The 23,220-nt window shown below is 35.2% G+C and carries 20 protein-coding genes and 1 pseudogene; 9 read left to right on the top strand and 12 right to left on the bottom strand.

Going from position 1 to position 23,220, the window contains the following annotated elements; genetic code table 11:
• From WFK35_RS05300 to WFK35_RS05335, 8 genes and pseudogenes are all read right to left on the bottom strand, one after another.
• Positions 1 to 296 (bottom strand): annotated as a pseudogene (locus tag WFK35_RS05300) (exopolysaccharide biosynthesis polyprenyl glycosylphosphotransferase); the annotation flags it as partial.
• A 42-nt stretch (positions 297 to 338) separates the two neighbouring features.
• Positions 339 to 968: a 7-carboxy-7-deazaguanine synthase QueE gene (locus tag WFK35_RS05305; RefSeq protein WP_288459690.1), complete on the bottom strand. Its 630-nt coding sequence runs from the start codon at positions 966 to 968 to the stop codon at positions 339 to 341.
• Between the two features lie 6 nt (positions 969 to 974).
• Positions 975 to 1,859, bottom strand: coding sequence for a bifunctional 5,10-methylenetetrahydrofolate dehydrogenase/5,10-methenyltetrahydrofolate cyclohydrolase (locus WFK35_RS05310; protein WP_336731703.1), 885 nt, complete (start codon positions 1,857 to 1,859; stop codon positions 975 to 977).
• Positions 1,860 to 1,889: 30 nt separating this feature from the next.
• Positions 1,890 to 2,180: a type II toxin-antitoxin system RelE/ParE family toxin gene (locus tag WFK35_RS05315; RefSeq protein WP_108410135.1), complete on the bottom strand. Its 291-nt coding sequence runs from the start codon at positions 2,178 to 2,180 to the stop codon at positions 1,890 to 1,892.
• A complete protein-coding gene (locus WFK35_RS05320; protein ID WP_056010943.1) occupies positions 2,170 to 2,388 on the bottom strand; it encodes a hypothetical protein in 219 nt (72 codons plus the stop codon). Before WFK35_RS05320 ends, WFK35_RS05315 begins: the two co-directional genes overlap by 11 nt.
• A gap of 44 nt (positions 2,389 to 2,432) precedes the next feature.
• Positions 2,433 to 4,073 (bottom strand): glucose-6-phosphate isomerase, encoded by a 1,641-nt coding sequence (gene pgi / locus WFK35_RS05325; protein WP_336731705.1) that lies wholly within the window; start codon positions 4,071 to 4,073, stop codon positions 2,433 to 2,435.
• A gap of 462 nt (positions 4,074 to 4,535) precedes the next feature.
• Positions 4,536 to 6,272 carry a hypothetical protein gene (locus WFK35_RS05330; RefSeq protein WP_336731706.1) on the bottom strand — a complete coding sequence of 579 codons (1,737 nt, stop codon included), beginning with the start codon at positions 6,270 to 6,272 and terminating at the stop codon, positions 4,536 to 4,538.
• Between the two features lie 159 nt (positions 6,273 to 6,431).
• On the bottom strand, positions 6,432 to 6,953 hold the full coding sequence (locus tag WFK35_RS05335; RefSeq protein WP_336731707.1) for a hypothetical protein: 522 nt from the start codon (positions 6,951 to 6,953) through the stop codon (positions 6,432 to 6,434).
• A gap of 623 nt (positions 6,954 to 7,576) precedes the next feature.
• Between WFK35_RS05335 and WFK35_RS05340 the strand changes: the two genes are divergently transcribed.
• Positions 7,577 to 8,188, top strand: a complete 612-nt coding sequence (locus WFK35_RS05340) for a helix-turn-helix domain-containing protein (RefSeq protein WP_336731708.1) — start codon at positions 7,577 to 7,579, stop codon at positions 8,186 to 8,188.
• A gap of 400 nt (positions 8,189 to 8,588) precedes the next feature.
• Here WFK35_RS05340 and WFK35_RS05345 read toward each other — a convergent pair whose 3' ends face one another.
• Positions 8,589 to 9,497 carry a DUF4349 domain-containing protein gene (locus WFK35_RS05345; protein WP_336731709.1) on the bottom strand — a complete coding sequence of 303 codons (909 nt, stop codon included), beginning with the start codon at positions 9,495 to 9,497 and terminating at the stop codon, positions 8,589 to 8,591.
• A gap of 206 nt (positions 9,498 to 9,703) precedes the next feature.
• Here WFK35_RS05345 and WFK35_RS05350 point away from each other — a divergent pair, with 206 nt between their 5' ends.
• On the top strand, positions 9,704 to 11,062 hold the full coding sequence (locus WFK35_RS05350; protein WP_336731711.1) for an acyl-CoA dehydrogenase family protein: 1,359 nt from the start codon (positions 9,704 to 9,706) through the stop codon (positions 11,060 to 11,062).
• 93 nt (positions 11,063 to 11,155) lie between these two features.
• Here the strand turns inward: WFK35_RS05350 and WFK35_RS05355 are convergent, their stop codons facing one another.
• On the bottom strand, positions 11,156 to 11,533 hold the full coding sequence (locus WFK35_RS05355) for a DoxX family protein (protein WP_336731712.1): 378 nt from the start codon (positions 11,531 to 11,533) through the stop codon (positions 11,156 to 11,158).
• A 153-nt stretch (positions 11,534 to 11,686) separates the two neighbouring features.
• Here WFK35_RS05355 and WFK35_RS05360 point away from each other — a divergent pair, with 153 nt between their 5' ends.
• The gene (locus tag WFK35_RS05360) at positions 11,687 to 11,935 is read left to right on the top strand and encodes a bacteriocin-like protein (RefSeq protein ID WP_214587591.1); all 249 of its coding nucleotides are present in this window, start codon (positions 11,687 to 11,689) and stop codon (positions 11,933 to 11,935) included.
• Between the two features lie 44 nt (positions 11,936 to 11,979).
• Here WFK35_RS05360 and WFK35_RS05365 read toward each other — a convergent pair whose 3' ends face one another.
• Both WFK35_RS05365 and lon read right to left on the bottom strand, forming a co-directional pair.
• Positions 11,980 to 13,092, bottom strand: a complete 1,113-nt coding sequence (locus tag WFK35_RS05365; RefSeq protein ID WP_336731713.1) for an AI-2E family transporter — start codon at positions 13,090 to 13,092, stop codon at positions 11,980 to 11,982.
• Positions 13,093 to 13,278: 186 nt separating this feature from the next.
• Positions 13,279 to 15,684, bottom strand: a complete 2,406-nt coding sequence (gene lon / locus WFK35_RS05370; protein ID WP_336731714.1) for an endopeptidase La — start codon at positions 15,682 to 15,684, stop codon at positions 13,279 to 13,281.
• 259 nt (positions 15,685 to 15,943) lie between these two features.
• On the opposite strand from lon, the gene WFK35_RS05375 reads away from it, so the two are divergent.
• The 6 genes from WFK35_RS05375 (at position 15,944) to WFK35_RS05400 (ending at position 23,219) form a co-directional block, all read left to right on the top strand.
• Positions 15,944 to 18,091 (top strand): SurA N-terminal domain-containing protein, encoded by a 2,148-nt coding sequence (locus WFK35_RS05375; RefSeq protein ID WP_336731715.1) that lies wholly within the window; start codon positions 15,944 to 15,946, stop codon positions 18,089 to 18,091.
• A 126-nt stretch (positions 18,092 to 18,217) separates the two neighbouring features.
• Complete coding sequence (locus WFK35_RS05380; protein ID WP_336731716.1) at positions 18,218 to 19,168, top strand: MlaD family protein; 951 nt, start codon at positions 18,218 to 18,220, stop codon at positions 19,166 to 19,168.
• 12 nt (positions 19,169 to 19,180) lie between these two features.
• A complete protein-coding gene (locus WFK35_RS05385; protein ID WP_336731717.1) occupies positions 19,181 to 20,518 on the top strand; it encodes a 4Fe-4S dicluster domain-containing protein in 1,338 nt (445 codons plus the stop codon).
• An 85-nt stretch (positions 20,519 to 20,603) separates the two neighbouring features.
• On the top strand, positions 20,604 to 21,389 hold the full coding sequence (locus WFK35_RS05390) for a (Fe-S)-binding protein (protein WP_214587585.1): 786 nt from the start codon (positions 20,604 to 20,606) through the stop codon (positions 21,387 to 21,389).
• 117 nt (positions 21,390 to 21,506) lie between these two features.
• Positions 21,507 to 21,995, top strand: coding sequence for a hypothetical protein (locus tag WFK35_RS05395; protein WP_336731718.1), 489 nt, complete (start codon positions 21,507 to 21,509; stop codon positions 21,993 to 21,995).
• Between the two features lie 93 nt (positions 21,996 to 22,088).
• Positions 22,089 to 23,219, top strand: coding sequence for a glycosyltransferase (locus tag WFK35_RS05400; protein ID WP_336731719.1), 1,131 nt, complete (start codon positions 22,089 to 22,091; stop codon positions 23,217 to 23,219).
• Position 23,220 lies beyond the last annotated feature (1 nt).

Consider the following 23,220-nt stretch of genomic DNA (forward strand, 5'->3'; position numbering starts at 1 on the left):
TTTCCGATAAGAAAAACTCCCAGAATGAAAAGTAAAAAATGGATTAAAAGCCTTTCTAAAAATAAAGTATAGGTAAGATTTCTCGGGATATTATAAATTTTTGTCCTGCCGCTGAGAAGCATCCAGAACAGAAATAACAATGCCAGAGAAAATAAATTCTGATACCATGTTTCCTGATTGTATTTTAAACTTTCATTTCTGCTCAGAAAAAAGAATATAAAAATAGATGCAATAACCATAAGGTCAAGCAAAACGATGATCGATTTCAGGTATCTGGAGTATCGAATTCTCTGCATCTATGGGCAATTACGGATACGAAAGGCTAAGTTACATATTTTTTATGGGATATTCAGATACTTATGGGTCTGAACTGATGCCCTCCACTCCGGATTTTCCAAAATAAAGTCTGTAATTTTAGGATACATTTCATCCCTTTTGCTCCATTCGCTCTGAAGATACAGTGTGCAGTTTTCCGATACCTTTGCAGCCTGTTCCTGAGCGAATTTAAAATCATTGTTATTGAAAACAATGACTTTCAGCTCATGTGCTTTGGTATAAATTTCTTCCTTCGGAAGTCCGGTTTTTTTTGGAGAAAGGGTAATCCAGTCGATTTGTCCGCTCATCGGATAAGCTCCCGAAGTTTCGATATGAATAGAACAGCCTAATTCTTTTAACTTTCCGGTTAAAATATCAAGATTCCACATCAGAGGTTCTCCTCCTGTTAAAACGATTGTTTTACAATGTTTAGCTGCGGTTTCTGCAATGTCTGCCGCATTCATTAAAGGATGGAGATTCGGATCCCAGCTTTCTTTTACATCACACCAATGGCAACCGACATCGCAACCACCTAATCTGATGAAATAGGCTGCTTTTCCGGTATGCGCTCCTTCTCCCTGAAGAGTGTAAAAATGCTCCATTACAGGGAGCATTTTACCTTCTTTTAATAATATTTCTTCTGTTAAATTCATTTTAAATTAGTCGTTATAGACCGAAGTTTTATAAGCAATGATGGTGTTTTTCATCAGCATCGCTCTCGTCATAGGTCCTACTCCTCCCGGAACCGGCGTGATCCAGCTTGCTTTCGCAGCACAGCTGTCGTAATCTACGTCACCCGCCAAATAGTATCCTTTTGGAGAATCGTCATCTACTCTTGTAATACCAACGTCCACAATTACAGCTCCGTCTTTAATCATTTCACCTTTTAAGAAATGAGGATCACCTAAAGCGGTAATTACGATGTCTGCTTTTTTAGTATATTCTTCGATGTCTTTTGTGTAAGAGTGCGTTAAAGTTACCGTAGAATTTCCCGGGAAATCTTTTCTTCCCATTAAAATACTCATCGGTCTTCCTACAATTTTACTTCTTCCGATGATAACACAGTCTTTACCTTTTGTTTCAATATTGTATCTTTCCAACAGCGTTAAAATTCCAAACGGTGTTGCAGGTAAAAAAGTATCCATTTCCAAAGCCATTTTTCCGAAATTTTCAGGGTGGAAACCGTCAACATCTTTTCTCGGGTCGATTGCGTTGATAATTTTTTCCTGATCAATCTGTTTTGGCAAAGGCAACTGAACGATAAATCCGTCCACTGCTTTAGATTTGTTTAATTCGTCGATTTTTTCCAATAATTCAGATTCTGAAACCGTGCTTGGAAATTTAATTAAGCTTGATTGAAATCCGACCTCTTCACAATCTTTCACCTTTGCATTTACGTAAGCCTTACTCGCTCCGTTGTTTCCTACAAGAATCGCTACCAAATGCGGAGCCCTTCTCTTGTTGGCAAGAATTTTTTCTACTTCAGCCTTAATTTCCTGTTTTATTTCTTTGGATACTTTTAATCCGTCAAGAATTTGTGCCATTTTTACTTTATTACTTTTTATTAGATTTTCTTATGGATATTTTTCCGGATTCTGGTGGGTGCAGAAAACGGAGAGGATATAAATCATTTTTTCATCTTCACTAATTTCATAGAAAATAATGTAAGGAAATTTCTTTACAGTGAAAGCTCTTACATTTCTGTGTCTTTTCTGAAAATACGGATTTGTAATTATTCTATCAATTGCCAGATCTAATTGTTTATTGAAGTTTTTTAAAACTTTGACCGAAATGTCAGCATAATACTTTGTTGCTTCTTCAATGTCTTTTTCGGCAGTGGGCAAGAATTTATAATTAAAGTCCATATTTAGCTCTGATTCTTTTTAAAGATTCTTTGCCATCTATTGCTTTTGATCTGTCTTGTTTTAAAGCTTCATCAATCACCCTTTTCATTTCATCCGTCAGCTCAAAATCATCCTCATTTTTTTCAAAGCTGATTTTCATCTTTTTCAAAAGATTTTCCATTAAAGTTTCTTCTTCTTTATTTTTAAGATGGATGGTAATAGTACTCATATCTTTGTATTTTTAATCAAAATTAATGAAAATCAGCAATAATTTTATTTGTTTGCTTTATAATAATTAATCAATCCGTTGGTTGAAGAATCGTGAGAATTAACCGTCTCATTATTTTCAAGTTCCGGTAAAATTTTATTCGCTAAAACTTTTCCTAATTCTACACCGAACTGGTCGAAACTGAAAATATTCCAGATTACCCCCTGAACGAAAATTTTATGCTCATATAACGCAATTAACTGTCCTAATGAAAAAGGAGTTAATTGGTTGAATAATATTGAGTTAGTGGGTGTATTTCCGTGGAAGACTTTATAATTTAATAAGAATTCAATTTCTTCTTCAGATTTTCCTGAAGCTTTTAATTCTGCTTCTACTTCTTCTTCCGTTTTCCCAAATGCAAGAGCTTCAGTCTGAGCGAAAAAGTTCGCCAATAATTTATCCTGATGGTCAGAAACTTTATTCGGGCTTTTTGCATACGCAATAAAATCTGCCGGAATCAATTCTGTTCCCTGGTGAATCAACTGATAGAAAGCGTGCTGTCCGTTTGTTCCCGGCTCTCCCCAGATAATCGGTCCGGTTTCATATTCTACAAATTCCCCGTTTCTGTCCACACATTTTCCGTTACTTTCCATATCACCCTGCTGAAAATATGCCGGAAAACGGTCTAAATACTGAGAATACGGAAGAATCGCATGAGTAGTTGCTGCATAGAAATTTCTGTACCAGATTCCGATCAGTCCCATTAACACAGGAATGTTTTCTCCAAAATCTGCCGTCTGGAAATGTTGGTCTGTATCGTAAGCTCCTCTTAATAATTGTTCAAAATTTTCATAACCCACTGCAAGAACGATACTTAAGCCAATCGCACTCCAAAGCGAGTATCTTCCGCCAACCCAATCCCAGAATTCGAAAATATTTTCCTCTGCAATTCCGAAGTCTTTAACTGCCTGAACGTTAGTAGATAAAGCGACAAAGTGTTTTGCTACATCTTCCTGTTTTCCGGCTTTTAAGAACCAGTCTTTCGCAGAATTGGCATTCGTCATTGTTTCCTGTGTCGTAAACGTTTTGGAAGCAATGATAAATAAAGTGGTTTCAGGGTTTAAAGTTTTCACAGTTTCCGCCAGATGATTTCCGTCTACATTGGAAACAAAATGAACGTTTAACCTTGTTTTAAAATGCTTCAGAGCTGAAACTACCATCACAGGTCCCAAGTCTGAACCTCCGATTCCGATGTTCACCACATCTGTAATTTCTTTTCCGGTAAAACCTTTGTGATCTCCCGAAATAATGCTTTCGGAAAAAGATTTCATATGATCCAGAACTCTTTTGATCTGAGGCTTGATATTTTCGCCGTCTACCAAAATTTCTTTATCTGAAAAATCCCTCAAAGCAGTATGAAGAACAGCTCTTCCTTCCGTTTCGTTAATTTTATCTCCCGAAAACATTTTAGAAATCGCATCTTTCAATTCGCATTCTTCTGCAAGGTTTAAAAGTAGATTTTTTGTTTTGGAATCAATTAAATTTTTAGAATAATCAAACAAAAAATTAGGTCTTTTGATTGAAAATTCATTAAAACGGTTCGGATTGTATTGGAAAAGGCTTCTTAAATCGAAATCATTGTTGGCAAATTGTTCATCAAGCGCTTTCCAGCTATTGGTTTGAGTAGGATTTATTTTTGATAGCATACATTAAGTTTAAGATTTAATAAGCTGAATTTCTGTAAGAACAGGCTAAATTTCGCTGAAATTCAAGTATATGTTTTAAACCGCAAATTTAAGTAATTTTCAGGCAATGATGTTAATTAAGCATTAAAAAAAGCGGGTGAGTTCAAATTCAATAATATGATAGAGCCATATATTATTGAATTTTACAAACAATTAGTACAATTAAATAACGTAAAAAATATATTCTGGAAAACATTGATTAAGCATAAAATCTCACTATCTTAATATTCATAAACAGGAGGTGAAGAGGTAATTGAAAGTACGGATTAAAGGTTGCTAAACATTAGAATTTGTAATAGGATACTTTTGGTTGGTGAATTAATAGATTTAATTATTTATACAATTTCACAATTTCTTATAAGAAAAGTGACTGTCTAAATGTTTAAACGGTCACTTCTCATATAATTACTGTAGTTGAATATATTAAACGATAGTAATTTGAACAGCAATCCATCTGGTTCCATCACTAACAATTTTCACTTTTGGATAGACGCTGCGTATTTCATAAAAAGATGTACTGTTGTTAGAATAGTTAGTACTTACACCATCCAAATATGTCCCATATATTGGGTAGTTGGTATAAGCAATAACTCCGCCGCCGGCAGGACCGCTGTTTACTCCATCCGAATCATTTATAAAATGAATTTCTCTTCCTGGGCAAGTGGTTGGATCAGGTAGTTTTATATTATAAAGTGTGATATCATAAGCCGGTGCTGTTGCGTTATTAATTGCCGTTGTGACATTGGCAGAGTTAACTGTAGCTGAAAGCCTAAGAAATACATAATAATCATCATCGTCAATAGTATATGCCTGAGCTGTTGATGTTCTGGAGCCGGTCACGAATGTAATATTCTGATAAACAGCTCCTCCTAAGCCTACTGACTTCCATTGCGTTCCATCCCAATAATAGTATCCTTGCGTAAGATTCCCGCTTGCTCCCGTATTAAAAACCAGCAATCCGGTTGCCTGACCTGCAGTTCCATCCAGATCCATAATATTAGATGTCAGATTGACTCTTGGAGGCAAAAATCCTTTATTAGAAGCCGTAACATCAAGTTTTGCAGATGTATCCGGTGATGATGTACCAATTCCAATGCTGCCATTGTTTCCATAGATCCAGTTTCCTATATTGAGCTGATTTCCTGTATTATTTGCAGCAGCAACATTATTACCTATAATAATGTTGTTATTAGCATTTAGAGTACTACCAGCTAATTTTCCTATTAGAATATTATCATTTCCATGAGAACTATAGCCTGCGGAAGCTCCTATAGATATATTAGAGGAGCCAATATTATCATATCCCGCTTTATTTCCAATTAAAACATTATCACTGGAGTTTGTATCTTGGTATCCAGCCTGTTTACCAATGTATACATTACCGTTATTGTTATTAGAATTTAAGCCTGCTTCAGAACCCAAGATAACTCCATTAAGAAAAGATCCCGCATTTGACCCTGCATTATCTCCGATCATTACAGTATGGCTAGCTCCATCTGTATCTACAGAATCTAAATTTAACCCTGCTGCTTTTCCTATTATTACAGCAGCTTCATCGGGAGCGGAAGCTGCACCTCCCAAACTTTGACCTGCAGCATATCCAATAACAACTGCAGAATGAGTTTTTGAGTAAGCACCGGCATAATCACCAATAAAAATATTTTGATGAGCACTGAGTAAAGCACTATCACCAGATCCTTGTCCTATAAAAATATTAGAATAGCCAGTACCTGTGGTAGTACCGGTAGAATTTTGACCGGCATCCTGAGTAACATGGTTGTTGCTGCCCACCATTCTTAGGTCTCCTAATGAAGCGGTACCACCGCTCATTTTCTGCCAAAGGCTGCCATCGAAATAATAGTATCCAACAGCATCTATATTTGTTCTAGGAAATGAAGCATTTCCACCCGACACATCTGTAATGTAGATTAAAGCTCCTTTCTGATCTGTTCCATAGGCAGAAGTAAGGCTTGTAAGCTCAGCACGTGTAAGTCTTGGCGCTTGGAGACCATAGAACTGAGCATTATCGGTAATAGTACCAAAGCTATCTCTTTTGGCGCTGACATCTAATGTTGTTTTTGGCGTTTCTGTATTTACTCCAACTTGAGAAAGAGAAAATGTAAAGCTGCTAAGTGCAACTATTGTTAAACTTTTTTTCATTGTTTTATTTTATTTTTATTCAAAATTTAATTTAAATCTTACTTTGTGAAATTACTGGATCGGAACAGCGAAATATCTTTTCCAATATTCCCATAAGTTTTGTTATTTTTAATATCTATTTAAAGTTAAACCTGACACCAATACTTTTTGTTATATAACTTATAATGGCGGAGCTCTATTCGAAAGCTTGTTTATACATGTCTGCTTAATTTTCGAATTAGAATAGCCTTTATCATCATTTTTTGGCTTAATCAACAAATTTTTTTGTGTAAAACTATTTTCTAAATAAAGAGTTCTAAAATAATTTGAAGTATTTAATGATTTTGCATTTTCAAAATGGCTGCTTTTGAAAAAAATAGATTCAAGATTATTATAGAAATGTTTTATGGGAACTACGTTTTTTTTTAATCTACTTTTTGTTAATTTATTTTTAGTTTTCTTTTCTTTAATAGTCTTTAAAAAAATATTTTCTGCCCCATACATATAAGAGTCTTTTGTTATAAAAAAAATAACTTCATAGGTTATTAAGGTTCTGTTATTATTGATAGAGCGTAAATTGGAAACTTCTGTATCTATGTTTATATATTCCTTATATAAAATCATATTTCCATATAATACATTACTTATTAAAATCAAAAAAATTCTAATAAAGGATCGTGTTTTTTTTGTAGATGGAATCATTGAGTGATCAATTTTTACAAAAATATGATCATATTTAAACTTAAGTATGTATTCTTTCTAGCATTCACAGAAATGCTTGTGTTTATGAAAATTACTGATAGTCAGTATTTTAATTTAGCTGATTTGTAAATTTATTTATCTGATTAATAAAAGTGTTATAGTTTTTTATATATTTACGAATGTAGTTAACATAGCTAATTCATTTTTAGTTTGTAATCTCAAATTAATTTTATGATTTGGAATAATTCTAATATTATTACTGAAAATGCTTTAATAAAAAAATATTTTATACAATTTCATTATGTTTTACTTATTGTATTATTGCTTAATTGTATTTTATACTATTTAGAAGGTAATCAGTTATATAATATTTTTTTACTCGCTTTTTTTTGTGATTTATTTGCTGCTTTAGTAATCTACAGGTTAGATTATATACTCATTGAACCTTATGTGATACCTTATTTAATTATTGTTTTTTTGTTTCTTTGTTATTTTTGCTCACTCACTTGGAGTAATAGTCCTACTGTACTCATTTTTTTACTCTTTTCCCTTTAGGAACTTATACTATTTTTTCAAAAAAAATTGTGATTATTTGGACCGTAATTTCTTGTTTGACTATTATTATGATAGTATTTGTTTTTAAAAATACATTTACAATACCTCAAACAAAAGGAAATTCACATTTTAATAGCAGTAAAATTATTATTTCTTATGCATTAATTTTTGGATTTATTTTTTATTATAATTCTATATTGATTAAATCAAAATATACACATATAATACAAAAAGAAGAAAATGATTTTGAAGATTCCTTATTATCAGATGAGGAAAATTTAGAAGGCGGTTTTGATGAAAAAAAGATTATTTTTTATAATGAATTATACCAACAAATAGAAAATTATTTCAAAATAAATACTCCTTGGAAAGATTCAAATTTCAATATTCAAGTTTTAGCCCATAATATTCAGAGCAATACTACCTATATTTCAAGAGCCATCAACTTAAATGCAGGAATGAATTTCAAGAATTTTGTAAATGTTTACAGAGTAGAATTTATAAAAACTGAAATTCAAAACAACAAAAATTACCGTCGTTATAAACTACTTTATTTATATTCAAAAGCAGGATTTAAGCATCAATCAACTTTCAATAAAGCTTTCAAAAGAATCACGAATATGACTCCATCTGACTATATAGAATTTATAAATAAAGAGAATACCCTTAATAAAGACTAAATGTAACCAGACTGTGTGGCTTCAATATTAGAACAATAATACGCAGAAGATTTTGTATGGTCGGCTTCTTTATCTTCTGCCAAATGATTTCTCCGTTCTTTTTGTTTTTTTGTAATTACCTTTATTTTTTAATAATTGTAGCTCAGGGTTTTGTGTATCTGTATCAATCACTTTATTAGCCGTTTGCAAAAGGGAACTGAAAACTTAAAAGAAGTCAGATTGCAAAATATTCGGTAATGAATAAAAACCCTTATGACAGTTTCGAAATACACAGGTGAACAGTAAAACACTTATCTAACGAGGATTTTATGAGAGATTTTTTAAGCATAAAAAACCTCCGGATTTACCGAAGGTTTATTGTAAAATTTAAAATATATATAGATAACCGAAGTTAGGATCGCTATATTTCTGTTGTAGGCTGTTTTTTAACAGGTTTTCTTTTTCTTACGAAATAAACAGCGGCAATTCCGATTAATACAATTGGCCAGACTGTGATGAGTCCTACTACAATTTTCTGGATCAGATAATATCCTTCCACAAAAGCTGATTTTGCACTGTACAGAAAATCAAATTTGTATTTGTCGTCTATGCTTTGTGTGTTGGTAACAGCGATTTCTGCTATTCGTATTTTGGGTTCTTTAATGTAAATATCAACGGTGCTGTATTTCAGCATATCAGTCATATTCATGCTTTCCAGTTGCTGGCTGTTTCCTTCCTTCATATTTTCATCGCTCATGGTTACTTTGTCTTTATTTACCTTCATCTGAGCAATATTGTCGGTTGTTTTTTTGTTTCGCTGAGCTTCCAGAGCGGAATATTTAATATTTGCCGTTACATCTTCCGCATTAATCGATCTTGCATTCAGGAACAGTTTTTTATTGTTAATTAAAGTGAGCAGTTCGCCCAGTTTTTCTGTGGGAACTCTTACTTGCATGGCATTTTCGGACTGGTATTTTTTTATCAGCATTGCCTGCTCGTCTGATGTGTTGTAAGTTTCTTCAGAAACAACGTTGCTTTTTAGGTCGCTGTGTGTTACAAATCCACCCAATTCCTGAACCGATTTTTCGATTGAAATTGTTGCTTCGTACACATCTTTCACTTCCATATTTACATCTGCTGTTTTAATGAACTGTTTGTCTTTTACGTTCATCGTTGCAACAGAAGAAACACTGTCTGAAGTTATTGTTGCTGCGGAATCCGCGTTTGCATATTTTTCCAGTTCTGAAGAAGAAACTTCTCCTTTTTTACATGAATAAAACCCTAATAAAATTGCTGTTGCGATGGTGAGTCTGATGTACTTCGTTTTCATAGATATAGATTTTTAATGTTTTGCTTATCCCAAAGTTCAGACATAATCATTTGTAATATTTGAAAATGAAACGTAAAAATTCTGTAAAGAAAAATTCCATTTTAATTATTTGAAATTCAGTATTTTGTAAATTATTAACGATTTGGATACCCTATTTTCGGAGTAATTTTTGCTGTTCTTTTACAAATCAAACACAACAAATTATTATGTCAAATACTTTTTCCAAAATCCGAAACGCCATAGAATTATTCAGATCCATAGATTTTGATCAGTTAAGTGCTATTTCTCAAAAGGTAAATCTTCCCAAGCTGATGGAAAATTTCTCCAAATTAGATGATAAACAGCTTAACGGAATGATGAAAATGCTCGATCCGAATAAAAAGAAGAAAGAGCTTCCTGCAATCGATGGCGATTTTTACGATATATATCACACATTAAGCCCTGAACAGCGTGAAATTCAGTTAAAAGTGAGAGCATTCATGGAAAAAGAAGTTAAACCACTTGTTAATCATTATTGGCTGAGAGATGAGTTTCCGCATGAATTAATCCCAAAATTTCAGAAACTGAATATCTGCGGAGTTACTTACGAAGGGTACGGCTGTCCCGGAATGCCTTTTTTAATGGAGGGTGTTATTGCGATGGAAATGGCTAGAATTGATGCTTCCATTGCTACCTTTTTCGGAGTGCAGTCTGGTTTGTCAATGGGTTCCATTTATATCTGCGGTTCAGAAGAGCAAAAGCAGAAATGGCTTCCTCAGATGCAGAGATTTGAAAAAATCGGAGCTTTTGGATTAACAGAACCTGAAGTTGGCTCCGGAGCTGCAGGAGGATTAACGGTTACCTGTAAAAAAACGCCAGAAGGCTGGATCCTGAACGGACAGAAGAAATGGATCGGAAATGCAACATTTGCAGACTTAATTATTATCTGGGCAAGAGATTTAGATGACGGCGAAGTGAAGGGATTTATCGTAGAAAAAGACAATCCCGGGTATTCCGTTGAGAAAATCAAAGGTAAAATGGCGTTGAGAATTGTTCAGAATGGGTTGATTACGCTGAAAGATTGTTTAGTAACAGAAGAAAACAGACTTCAGAATGCCAATTCCTTTAAAGACACCGCAAAAGTTTTGCGAATGACGAGAGCGGGAGTCGCATGGATGGCAACAGGATGCGCAAGAGGAGCGTACGAAAGTGCACTGGATTACACAAGAAAAAGAGAACAGTTCGGAAAACCGATTGCTTCTTTCCAGATGATTCAGGGACATCTGGTAGAGATGCTTTCTAATCTTACGGCAATGCAGACGATGGTTTTCAGGCTTTCCGAAATGCAGGATGAAGGAATTTTAGAAGACGAACACGCTTCTCTGGCAAAAGTTTTCTGTACCATGAGAACCAGGGATATTGTTTCCAGAGCGCGTGAAGTGATGGGAGGAAACGGAATTCTGCTGGAATATGATGTCGCAAGATTTGTAGCCGATGCGGAAGCGATTTATTCTTATGAAGGAACAAAGGAAATCAACTCCCTTATCGTAGGAAGATCAATTACAGGTTTCAGCGCATTTGTATGATATTAAAAATGAATGGTTAATGATCAAATCACTTTGCTTGTTAATTTCAAAATTCACTCGTGAAGTAAAATTCACCATTGACCATTCAATCTTTTATTTCACTAAGGTTTTATATTTTTCTTTATTATCGATAATCATCCAAAGATTGATAAGGAAAAGAACTCCGGCAATTGACATTCCCATGGGAGATTTGTCTAAGGTGAAGATATGGCAGACAATTCCGATCATTACCGGAAGAATAATAATGGCGCCTAAAGCTCTCGTTTTAGGAAAAACAAAAAGCAGACCGCCTATAACTTCGACTATTCCTGTAAGCGGCATCAGCCAACTGATTTCTCCAAATGCGGCAAAAAGTTTCATTTGTTCGGGAGTCGGCTTTTCCATCGGCATATAATTGAAGAATTTATTTAATCCGGCATTAATAAACATTAATCCGAAAAGAAGAGACAGGATAAATTTTACGATTTTCATGTTTTCATTTTTTATTAAAGTTAAATAAAAATACAATTGGCTGATTAAAAAGAAAATAAAATTTAAATAAATTCTCTGTTTTGAGAGATATTTAGTAAACTATATGGATTGATTTAATATATTTGTTGCACAATACAAATAAAACTAAATATTATGCTGAAAAATCTTAAAAAACTAAATCGTGCAGATTTAAGAGAAATTAAAGGAGGCGGTGGCGCAGAAAAATGCGATATCGGACCTGTTGGATGTCCTTGTAAAATTCCGCCGGGCGATCCTTGTTTAGGTGGAGGAGGAGATCCCGGAAATCCTGGAGACCCTGTAGGATATTGTCCGGACAGTGGACAGTATATCTACTGTACGGAAGTTTGTCCAAACGGATTACAGCCGCTTTGCGCATTGTAACAATAAAAAAGAAAGCCTTCAAAATTCGAAGGCTTTCTTTTGTTTTAATCCATTTCTTTTAATGTGATATTTTTGGAAATTTTATATGTCTTTTTCTTTTTATTGGGTTTTTCTTCTTCACCCAGCAATTTTCCCCAAGGCTGAAGTCCCTGAACTCTCTCAAAAATAATCTTAATAATAGCAATCGCCGGAATACATAAAAACATACCTGCAATTCCCCACAAATGTTCTCCAATAAGAATTCCTATAAAAGAAAATAATGCGTTGATCTTTACTTTTGATCCTACCACAAACGGAAGAACAATATTTCCGTCCACAACATGAACCGCAATATATCCGATTGCTACATAAATACAGGTAGAAGGAGTAGAGGTTGCGAAAGCGATAAAGCAGGAGATCAGTAAACTTATGCAGATTCCGAGATAAGGAATTACATTTAATAAACCTGTAAGAACTCCCAGAAGAATCGCATATTTAACGCCTAAAATTGTAAGGACAATAGAGGTAAGAGTAGAAACAATCAGGATCTGAAGACAAAGTCCGATGATGTATTTTTTGGTCATAACTCTCACTTCGCCTACCACTTCCTGAACACTCGTTTTGTGTTTCTCGCTAAAAACCGTAATAATAAAGTTGTTTAAAATTCTTCTGTAATTTAAAATGAAGATGAAAAACAGAATGAAAAATACAAAGAAACCTAAACTTGAAGAAAATACTCCAAAAGTGAATCCCAGAATAACTCCTGAGGAAGATAAAAGCTTATTTAAGCCCTGATCAAGATAGTTCAGCTGTTCATCTATTTTCACATGAAAAGTTCTGGAAACCCAATGCTGGATATCTGCAGCCACGGAGGTAAACTGCTGTTTGAGATGCGGAATATCTTTGCTGAAGTCGGAAAGCTGTGATCCGAAAAAATAAATCAGACCTGTTAAAATAAGCAGCATCATTAGAACTGAAGCAATGGTAGACATTGATCTTGAAAATCTCAATCTTCTCTCCAGAAAATTGGCAACAGGCAAAAAAAGCATAGCCATTAAAAATGCCAGAAAAAACGGAGCTAAAATGCTTTTCCCCAATGAAATAAGGTAGCCTAATCCGATGATGGAAATAACGACCAGCGTAAGTTTTACAAGAAAAGGAAGTCGAAGTAAATTCATGGTGTGAAAATCTGTTCTATAAAAATAATAAAAACCGTTCGAGTTAAGTGCTTTAACCTTTAAATCTTTTTCAACTCATTAGAAAAATGTATGCCATTTAATAAGGCTGTTTACCTTTAGTAAAAAAACAATAAAAAACACATCTCAAATCTGAGACGTGTTTTTTATTTAAATGATAAGTCTGAATTATTTTTCCAGTGCAATTTCGATTACCTCTTCCATTCTGCTAACGTAATGTACATTCAGATTTTTCAGATAATCTTTTTTAATTTCTTCCACATCTTTTCTGTTGGCTTCACAAAGAATCACCTCTTTAATTCCGGCTCTTGTTGCTGCCAGAAGTTTTTCTTTAATTCCACCCACCGGAAGAACTTTTCCTCTTAAAGTAATCTCTCCTGTCATGGCAAGATGAGGTTTTACCTTTTTATTTTTAAAAGAAGAAACCATAGAAGTCAGCATGGCGATTCCTGCTGAAGGTCCGTCTTTTGGCGTTGCACCTTCGGGAACGTGAACGTGGATGTTTTTCTTTTCAATATCATCCTGAGAAATTCCAAGTTCATCATGTTTCGCTTTAATATATTCCAGTGCAATGGTTGCAGATTCTTTCATAACAGTTCCTAAGTTTCCGGTCATGGATAATGAACCTTTTCCGTTACTTAAAATACTTTCAATGAATAAAATATCTCCTCCTACACTTGTCCATGCAAGACCTGTTACAACGCCCGGAACACCGGTAATTTCAGATAAGCTTTTCGGTCTCGGAACGCCTAAAATTTCGTCTACTTTTTCGATGGAGATTTTAGGATCGTAATCTTTCACCAAAGCAGTCTGCAAAGCTACCCAGCGAGCAATTCCTGCAATTCTTTTTTCAAGAGATCTTACCCCGCTTTCCGAAGTGTGCGCTTCAATAATATGTTTTAATTCAGCATTGCCCAGTTTGAATGATTTAGAATCCAAGCCGTTTTCTTCCTGCTGTTTTTTTATTAAATGTCTTTTTGCAATTTCAATCTTTTCCTCTAAAGTATAGCCTGCAATCTGAATGATTTCAGTTCTGTCTAACAGAGGAGTCTGAATGGTTGATAATGAATTTGCCGTTGCAATAAACATCACTTTAGACAAATCATAACCCATCTCTAAGAAATTATCATAGAATGAATTATTCTGTTCAGGATCAAGAACTTCTAAAAGTGCCGAACTTGGATCGCCATGTAATCCCTGTCCGATTTTATCCATTTCATCCAGAACAATAACAGGATTGGAGGTTCCGGATTTTTTGATAGACTGAAGAATTCTTCCCGCCATCGCGCCAATATATGTTTTTCTGTGACCACGGATCTCACTTTCATCATGAAGCCCACCCAAAGAAAGTCTTACATATTTTCTTCCCAATGCATCCGCAATAGATTTTCCCAATGAAGTTTTACCAACTCCCGGAGGTCCTACAAGCAAAAGGATAGGGGATTTCATGTTGTTTTTAAGCTTTAAAACCGCCATGTGCTCCAGAATTCTTTTCTTGATATCCTCTAAACCGAAATGGGCTTTATCTAAAATTTTCTCCGCTTTGGCAATATCAAAAATATCTTTGGTGTACGTTTCCCAAGGAAGGTCTGTGAAAAAATCCAGATAATTTCTCTGAACATTATAATCTGGTGAATTCGGATTCTGACGCTGTAATCTGTTGATTTCCTTTTGGAAATGTTCCTCTACTTCATCGCTCCACTTTTTGGATTTTGCTTTATTAATCAAATCTTCCACATCGCCTTCCGGTCCACCTCCCAACTCTTCCTGAATCGTTCTGATCTGCTGGTTCAGGAAATATTCTCTCTGCTGTTTATCAAGATCCTTTGATGTTTTCTGATGAATCTGGTTTCGCAATTCAAGCTTTCTGAAATCTTCATGCATCATTTCGTAGCACTTATTGGCTCTTTCCATCAGATTTTTTTCTTCTAGAAGTTTCTGTTTGTCTGAAGACGGAAAGTTAGCGTTGGTGCAGATGAAATTTAGAAGATCATCATTGTTGTTGATGTTTTTTATGGCAAAATTCGCAGCATTCGGAATGTTTGGATCCAGCTCAATAATTTTAAGGGCAAGATCTTTTACGTTTTCCAGCAATGCTTCGTATTCTTCCTTGTTTTTAGGCTTAGAATCCTTTAATTTTGATATTTCTGCTTTAAAATAAGGCTGTTTTTCAACAACTTTCTTTATTTTAAAACGGTGAAAACCTTTGGTAATAGCCGTGATATTTCCTTCCGGAAGTTTAATGATTTTGATGATCTTTGCCAAAGTTCCGGTCTGGAACAAGTCTTTTTCGGCAGGCTGTTCAAGATCTGAATTTTTCTGGCTTACGATTCCGATAAAATCGCCGTTTTTCTGCGCTTCTTCCAATAACTGAATAGATGCTTTTCTTCCGGCAGTAATCGGGATTACAACATTCGGGAACATCACCATATTTCTTACAGGAAGGATCGGGAATATCTTTTGCTCAGAATTTTTTTCTGTTTCCGCAAGATCATCAATGTTGATTTCCTGAGCTACAATATCAAATCCGTCGCTTATCATTTCTTCTAAACTTATATCTTCAAATTCTGTCATAGTAAATCGAATGACAAATTGTCATTATCGTTTTAATTCGTTAACGTGAAATTTCATAATATGTTTTAAAAAGGCAACCCATATTATGTGTGCTTAAATTCCACAAGACTTATGCCATTTGTTTTTTGCTAAAAAATACGGTCAAAATTTCCTTTTTCATAAAAATTAAATTTTAAAAATTAAAATAAAGGTCTTGTATTTCCGTAATTTCTTAAAAATGTGTATTTTCGCAAACTGATAAAAAACTATAATTTATATAATGGCAATTTTAGGACAAATTAGGAGTAGACCTTGGCTTTTGATGGGAGTAATTGCACTGGCGCTTTTGGCGTTCCTTGTAAACCCCGACAGTATTGATAAGGTTTTTGGTAAAAATCCTGATGTTTTAGGAAAAGTGAATGGTGAGAAAATTACCCGTGAAGAGTTTAACGATCAACTTTTCGTGCTGCAACAACAGGCTGAACAGCAAGGTCAACCAAAAAATGGTCTTGAAGAGCAGGCATGGCAATTGCTTGTGCAGTCGAAACTGATCAAACAGCAATTCGAGAAAATGGGCTTCGAAATGACGGATGATTATTTCTGGAACCAGATCCAGTACGATCAGATGTTTGCTCAGCAGAAGCAGTTTTTTGATGAAAAAGGTAATTTTAAGACTCAGGAGCTTAAAAAACAAATCGAAGATATGAAGGCTGCTTCGCCGGAAAGTTACAACCAGTGGTTGAAAACCAGAAAATCAATCGAGTACAGATTGATGGCGAGACAGGTATTTGCAAATGTTTCTACCGGAATCACGACAGGGAAAAAAGAAGCGGAAGAGCTGATGAGAGAAAGAGATCAGTTAGCGGATATCGATTTCGTGAAAGTAGATTATGCAACGTATCTTCAAAAAAATAACATCAAAGTTACGACAGAAGATTTAGCTAATTATATTAAGCAGCATCCGGTAATGTTTAAGGCTGAAGAAAGCAGAAACATAGGGATTGTATATTTTCCTTCTAAGCCAAGCCCTGCAGATGATGCAGCCGCTCAGAAAGAAATAAATAAATTATTCTCTGTAGGAAGCGATGCGAGCGGAGGTTCTGAAAACTTCCAGAATACAAAGAATGACTCTATGTTCATTATGGCAAATTCTGATATGCCTTTCAATCCGCAATATCTTAAGCCTAACCAATTGCCTCAAGCTATTCAGGCTCAGCTTCCAACTGCAGCAATCGGTCAGACTTTTGGTCCTTACAAAGAGCAGAATTTTTATGTAGTTTCTAAACTTTTAGATAAAAAGACTTCAGATTCTACATTATCAAGACATATTCTAATTGCGTTCAAAGGAAGTCCTGCAGGAGAAGGCGTTACAAGATCTAAAGAACAGGCTAAAAAATTAGCAGATTCTATCGGAGCGATTGTAAAAGCTAATCCCGGGAAGTTCACAGAATTCCTTAAATTGTCAAACGATCCGAATTCTGCTGCTCAAGGCGGTAGTTTAGGATGGACAACTCCTGAAACGCCTTTCGTTCCTGAGTTCTTAAAATATCTGTCTGAAAATCCTAAAGGTGCGACAGGTGTTGTAGAAACGCAATTCGGTTATCACATCATCAATATTGAAGATAAAAAACCGGGAGCAATGGCTTACAAAGTGGCAAACCTTGTAAAAGCAATTAAACCTTCTGATGCTACGGAAGCAGAAGTAAATAAGAATGCGAGCAGATTTGTTCAGCAGGTTCAGGGAAAATCTTTCAACGATTTCGTGAATATTGCTAAGAAAGCAAATTATCAGTTCTCTAATCCTAAGCAGGCGAAGAGATTCGACGGTCAGCTTCAGGGATTGGGAACAGACAAAGATTCGGAAATTCTGGCATGGGCTTTCGACAAGAAAAGAGAAAAAGGAGATACTGAATTATTCACAGTAGACGGAACAGGAGATAAAATTGTAGTTTACTTAAACGGTAAGCAGGAAAAAGGAACTGCAGATCCGGAATCTGTAAGAGATCAGATTGAAGTTGTAGTTAAAAATAAACTGGCTGCAAAACAGATTTCAGAGAAAATCGGGAAAGCAGGAAATTTAGATCAGATTGCTAAACAATTCGGAACGACAAAACAGTCTGCACAGGTTAACCTGTTAAATCCTTCTGTAGCAGGTTCTATGGAGCCTAAAGTTGCAGGAGCAGCATTTGGAGTGAAGAAAGGACAGCTTTCTAAGCCGGTTGAAGGGGGAACAGGAGTTTACGTTCTTATTAAAAAGAATGAGATCACAAACAAACAGCCCGGAGATCTTAAACAGTTTACAGAATCTGTTACCCAGAGAAATGGAGGAATGTTCGGACAGGCTTGGTTAAAGAGCTTACAGGACAATGCAGATATCGAAGACTACAGAATCGAGATCTGGAACAAGCTGGGTTCTCAGCAACAATAAAAATAATTTTTAAGATAGATAAAAAGCGGCAAAGTTTTTGCCGCTTTTTTTGTGTGTAACGCAGAGCAATAAAGAAAAACATTCAGTTAAATGTAGTATATTTGCTCATTAGAAAAAATTTAGCAAGTGAAGTTCAGTAAAGAATTAAAAGCTGGTGTGATCGCACTATTAGCCATTGTTGGTTTTGTGGTGCTTTTTCAGTTTATGAAGGGCAGAAGCCTTTTTACTACCGACAATATATTTTACGCAAGATATGATAACGTAGAAGGTCTGGCTCAGTCTTCGCCGGTTTCCATTAACGGGTTAAAGGTTGGTCAGGTAGATAAAATTATTCCTAATACATCCAAAGACGGTAAGATTGATTTTATTGTAAAAATTACAGTAGATAACAATTTTGAGTTTTCAAAAAATTCAACATTAGAGATTTTTGAACCAAGTTTAATGGGAGGAAAAGAGATGAGAATTAATCTCATGTATGGAGGACAGACGGCAAAAGACGGTGATACTTTAAGGGGTGCTTTTAAATTGGGAACTTTAGGAAGCCTATCTTCTCAGGTAGGTCCTGTAAAAGATCAGTTACAGGTTGTATTACACAGAGTAGATTCTTTGATGGCGAACGCAAACCAGCTTGTTGATGCCCAAAACAGACAGGAGATTAAATTACTACTGGCGAATCTTAATAAAACGGTTGCCGCTTTACAGACTACTGCAGGAAGTGTAAATTCTCTAGTGGGACACAATGATCCTAAACTTCAGAAAGTATTGGATGACGCAAGTCTTACCATGCAGAGCGGAAAAGTAACTTTAGACAAGTACGGGAATTTAGCAGAAAGTATTGATACTAAGAAACTAAATGCTACCATTGCTAATTTAGATGCAACAGTAGGGCAGTTAAATAATGTAGTTTCAGGAATCGACAGAGGTGAGGGAAGTTTAGGTAAAATTATGAAAGATGATCAGCTTTATAATAATCTGAATGCTGCTTCCAATAATCTCAATGCTTTAATTGAAGATCTGAAAGCACATCCCAAAAAATATGTTAACTTCTCCGTTTTCGGAAAAAATAATAAAGACTAATTTTTTTAAACCATGCATTATATCCCTAATATTATTTTTCTGATTTTATTAATTGCAGGTTTTGGACTTTTTGTAAAAAGTCTGCAAAAGATATATAGAAACATCAGATTAGGACGTGAGATCAATCGCAGCGACAGAAGAGGAGAGAGATGGGCAACGATGGCAAATGTTGCGATGGGTCAGAGTAAGATGACAAAACGTCCTGTAGCCGGAATTTTACACCTTTTTGTGTATGTAGGTTTCATCATCATCAATATCGAGCTTATTGAGATTGTGGTGGACGGAATCTTCGGAACGCACAGATTTTTATCGACCATTTTAGGAACCACGTTTTATGTTTTCTTCACCGCCACTTTAGAGATACTGGCTCTTTTAGTGGTAATCGGGGTGGTACTCTTTTTTATCCGTAGAAATTTTTACGGGGTGAAAAGATTAACCATGAAAGAACTTTTAGGATGGCCAAAAGAAGATGCAAACTGGATTTTGATTATCGAATTTGCTTTAATGATGGCTTTCTTTACGATGAATGCTTCAGATTTTATTCTGCAGTCGAATGGTTACGGTCATTTTGTGAAGGTTGGCTCTTTCCCGATCAGCGAGATGACGTTCGTTCCGTTTCTTGAGGTTTTCAGTTTCAGCGACGGATTTTTATTCGGAGTAGAACGTGCAGCGTGGTGGTTCCACTTTGTAGGGATCTTATTCTTTATGAACTATCTTTATTATTCAAAACATTTACACATCATCCTTGCTTTTCCGAGCACATGGTATGCAAACCTGAATGAAAAAGGAAAATTCAACAATCTTGAGTCTGTAACGAAAGAAATTAAACTGATGATGGATCCGAATGCAGATCCTTACGCAGCTCCGGCAGAAGGAGAAGCGGAAACTCCTGCAAAATTTGGAGCTGAGGATATTTTTGATCTTAATCAGGTACAGCTTCTGAATGCCTATTCCTGTACAGAATGTGGTCGTTGTACTGCTGTTTGTCCGGCAAATATTACGGGCAAAAAATTGTCTCCGAGAGCTATCTTAATGAAGACAAGAGACCGTCTGGAAGAGGTAGGAAAGAATATCGATAAGAACGGAAAATTTGTAGACGACGGTAAAAAACTGTTGAACGATTACATCACCAAAGAAGAATTATGGGCTTGTACAACCTGTAACGCATGTACAGAAGCTTGTCCGGTTTTACTGGATCCGCTTTCCATTATCTTTGAAATGAGACGATTCCTTGTGATGGAGCAGTCTGCTGCACCGCAAGAACTGAATCTGATGATGACGAATGTAGAAAACAACGCTGCACCGTGGCAATACAATCAGGCAGACCGTCTGAACTGGGCAAAAGACTAATTAATGTAACAATCTAAAATGTAACGATGTAGCAATCATTTCATGAATAAACTGTTACAATGTTATATTGGTAAACTGAATTAAAATGGATTTCAATATAAAAACAATGGCAGAATATGCTGCCGAAGGAAAATCGCCTGAAGTTTTATTCTGGGTAGGTTGTGCGGGAAGTTTCGACGACCGCGCTAAAAAAATTACGAAAGCATTTTGCAAAATTTTAAATAAAATAGGCGTGGAATTCGCTGTACTTGGGCAGGAAGAAAGCTGTACAGGAGATCCCGCAAAACGTGCAGGAAACGAATTTGTTTTCCAGATGATGGCGTTAACGAATATCGAAATTCTGAATGCTTACGAAGTAAAAAGAATTGTTACCGCTTGTCCGCACTGCTTCAATACGCTGAAAAATGAATATCCGAATTTAGGAGGAAACTATGAAGTAATGCATCACACCCAATTCCTTAAAAAATTAATGGAAGAAGGACGTCTGAAAATTGAAGGCGGTGCATTCAGCGGTAAAAAAATTACATTCCATGATCCTTGTTATCTGGGAAGAGCCAATGATGAATATGAAGCACCGAGACTTTTACTGGAAAAACTGGATGCCGAACTGGTGGAAATGAAGCGTTGTAAAACCAACGGGCTTTGTTGTGGGGCCGGAGGAGCACAGATGTTTAAAGAACCCGAAAAAGGGAAGAAAGATATTAATATCGAGAGAACCGAGGAAGCGTTGTCATTCGAACCGAAAGTAATAGCAACCGGATGTCCTTTCTGTAATACAATGATGACGGATGGTGTAAAACACTTCAATAAGAATGATGAAGTTGCCGTAAAAGATATTGTAGAACTTCTTGCTGAAGCAGAAGATTTATAAAAACTCAATAAAACATAAGCTCAGGATTTTCCTGAGTTTTTTGTTTGGTGATAATTTCTCTATACCGGATTACGGTATGAAGAAAAAATTGTAATTTTACCTTTTAAATTGATTAAAATGAAGATTGAAGAATCTAATATTGTAGAAGCAAACGACTACAGAGTAATAATATATCCTGCATCCAGACCTTTTGAAACAAAAGAAGCAAAGCAGATTACAGAGAAACTTTTTGATTTTCTGGCGACTTGGGCGGCTCATGGAAAACCGCTTTCTTCCTCTTTTAAAATTGAGAAAAATCAGTTTATCATTATCTGTGTAGATGAGGAAAAAGAAATGGCTTCAGGGTGCAGCATCGATGCATTGGGAAAGGTAATGAGAGAAATTGATGAAGAATATCAGTTGGGATTATTCGACAGAATGAAAGCGAGCTTTATAGAAAACGGAGAAGTAAAAACTTTAAAACTGAACGATTTTAAATCAAAAGTAAGAAACGGAGAAATCTCTAAAGACATTCAGGTTTTTGATTTCTCTAAAAACACCTATCTGGAATTTATAGGGAATTTTCTTTTGCCATTCGACAGAAGTTGGGCGGCAGGAATTAAATAAATCTCATAAGGCATTAATAAAATAGAAAGTGGAAGAGTTCCACTTTTTTTGCTTTGTGTATATTTGAAAACTTTTATAATCTGATCGAAGAGGATGCAGAAAATACTTTTTTTAACCACTGTTCACCGATATGACGATGATAGAATATTCCACCATCAGGCAAAAACATTGCGGGATGCCGGAAATGTTGTTAAAATTTGCAGTCTTTCTTCAGAATTTAAGGGTAATGTCGATGGCGTTGAAATAGAGTCTTTTTCGATCTTGGGAAAAAGCAGAGATGAAAAAATTAAAACATTCGAAAGGATATGCAATTCTTTTCAGCCCGATTGTATTATTTGTTCTGAGCCGTTGGCGGTGATGGCAGCCGGAAATGTTAAAAAACAGAAAAAAATCAGTATTGTATATGATATTACGGAATGGTACCCATCGATGAGAATGGTAGAAAATTTTCCCTTTCCTTTAAACATCGCCCATGCTTTTAAATTTTTTCTTTTTCAGCTATATGCTGGATTTGTGAGTACTCATTTTATTTTTGGTGAGAATACCAAAAAATTTCCGCTAGCTTATTTTTTTCCTTTTAAGAAGTCAATAACCCTGCCTTATTATCCTGATGACCGTTACATTCATCAGAATATTAAAAAACTTGAAGAAAATAAAATCTGCCTTTGTTATACAGGTCAGTTTTCAGAAGAAAAAGGAATCGGAAATTTTTTTGCTGCTGTGGATTGTTTAAGAAAGAAAAAGCCTGAGCTCAAGATCTCAATTCTTTTAATTGGCGCTTCAAGAAAAAAAAAAGATGAACAGTACTTTTCTGATCAGCTTAATAAATATCAGTTTAGTCATATTACAATTGAAAAGTCTGCCTCATTCAAAGCTTTTTCCAAAGCCTATTCTGAAGCCGATATTTGTTTTGATCTTAGGACTATGAATTATGAAAATCATCATTGTCTGCCGATTAAAATATTTTATTACATGGCTTCCGGAAAGCCTGTGATTTATACAGATCTTAAAGCGATACGTCAACATCTTGATGTTTCGGAATTTGGTTTTCTGGTAAACCCCAAAGATTCTGAAGGTATTGCAAATAATATTCTTACCTATATTCAAAATCCTGAATTATATTCGCTTCATGCGAAAAATGCGAGATGGATTTATGAAAAAAAATACAACTGGGATATTATTAAAAATTCATTCTTAAACTTCATCAATAATCCAACGAAATAAG

Source organism: Chryseobacterium sp. VD8, from assembly GCF_037149975.1.
In the GTDB taxonomy this organism is placed as follows: Bacteria; Bacteroidota; Bacteroidia; order Flavobacteriales; family Weeksellaceae; genus Chryseobacterium; species Chryseobacterium indicum.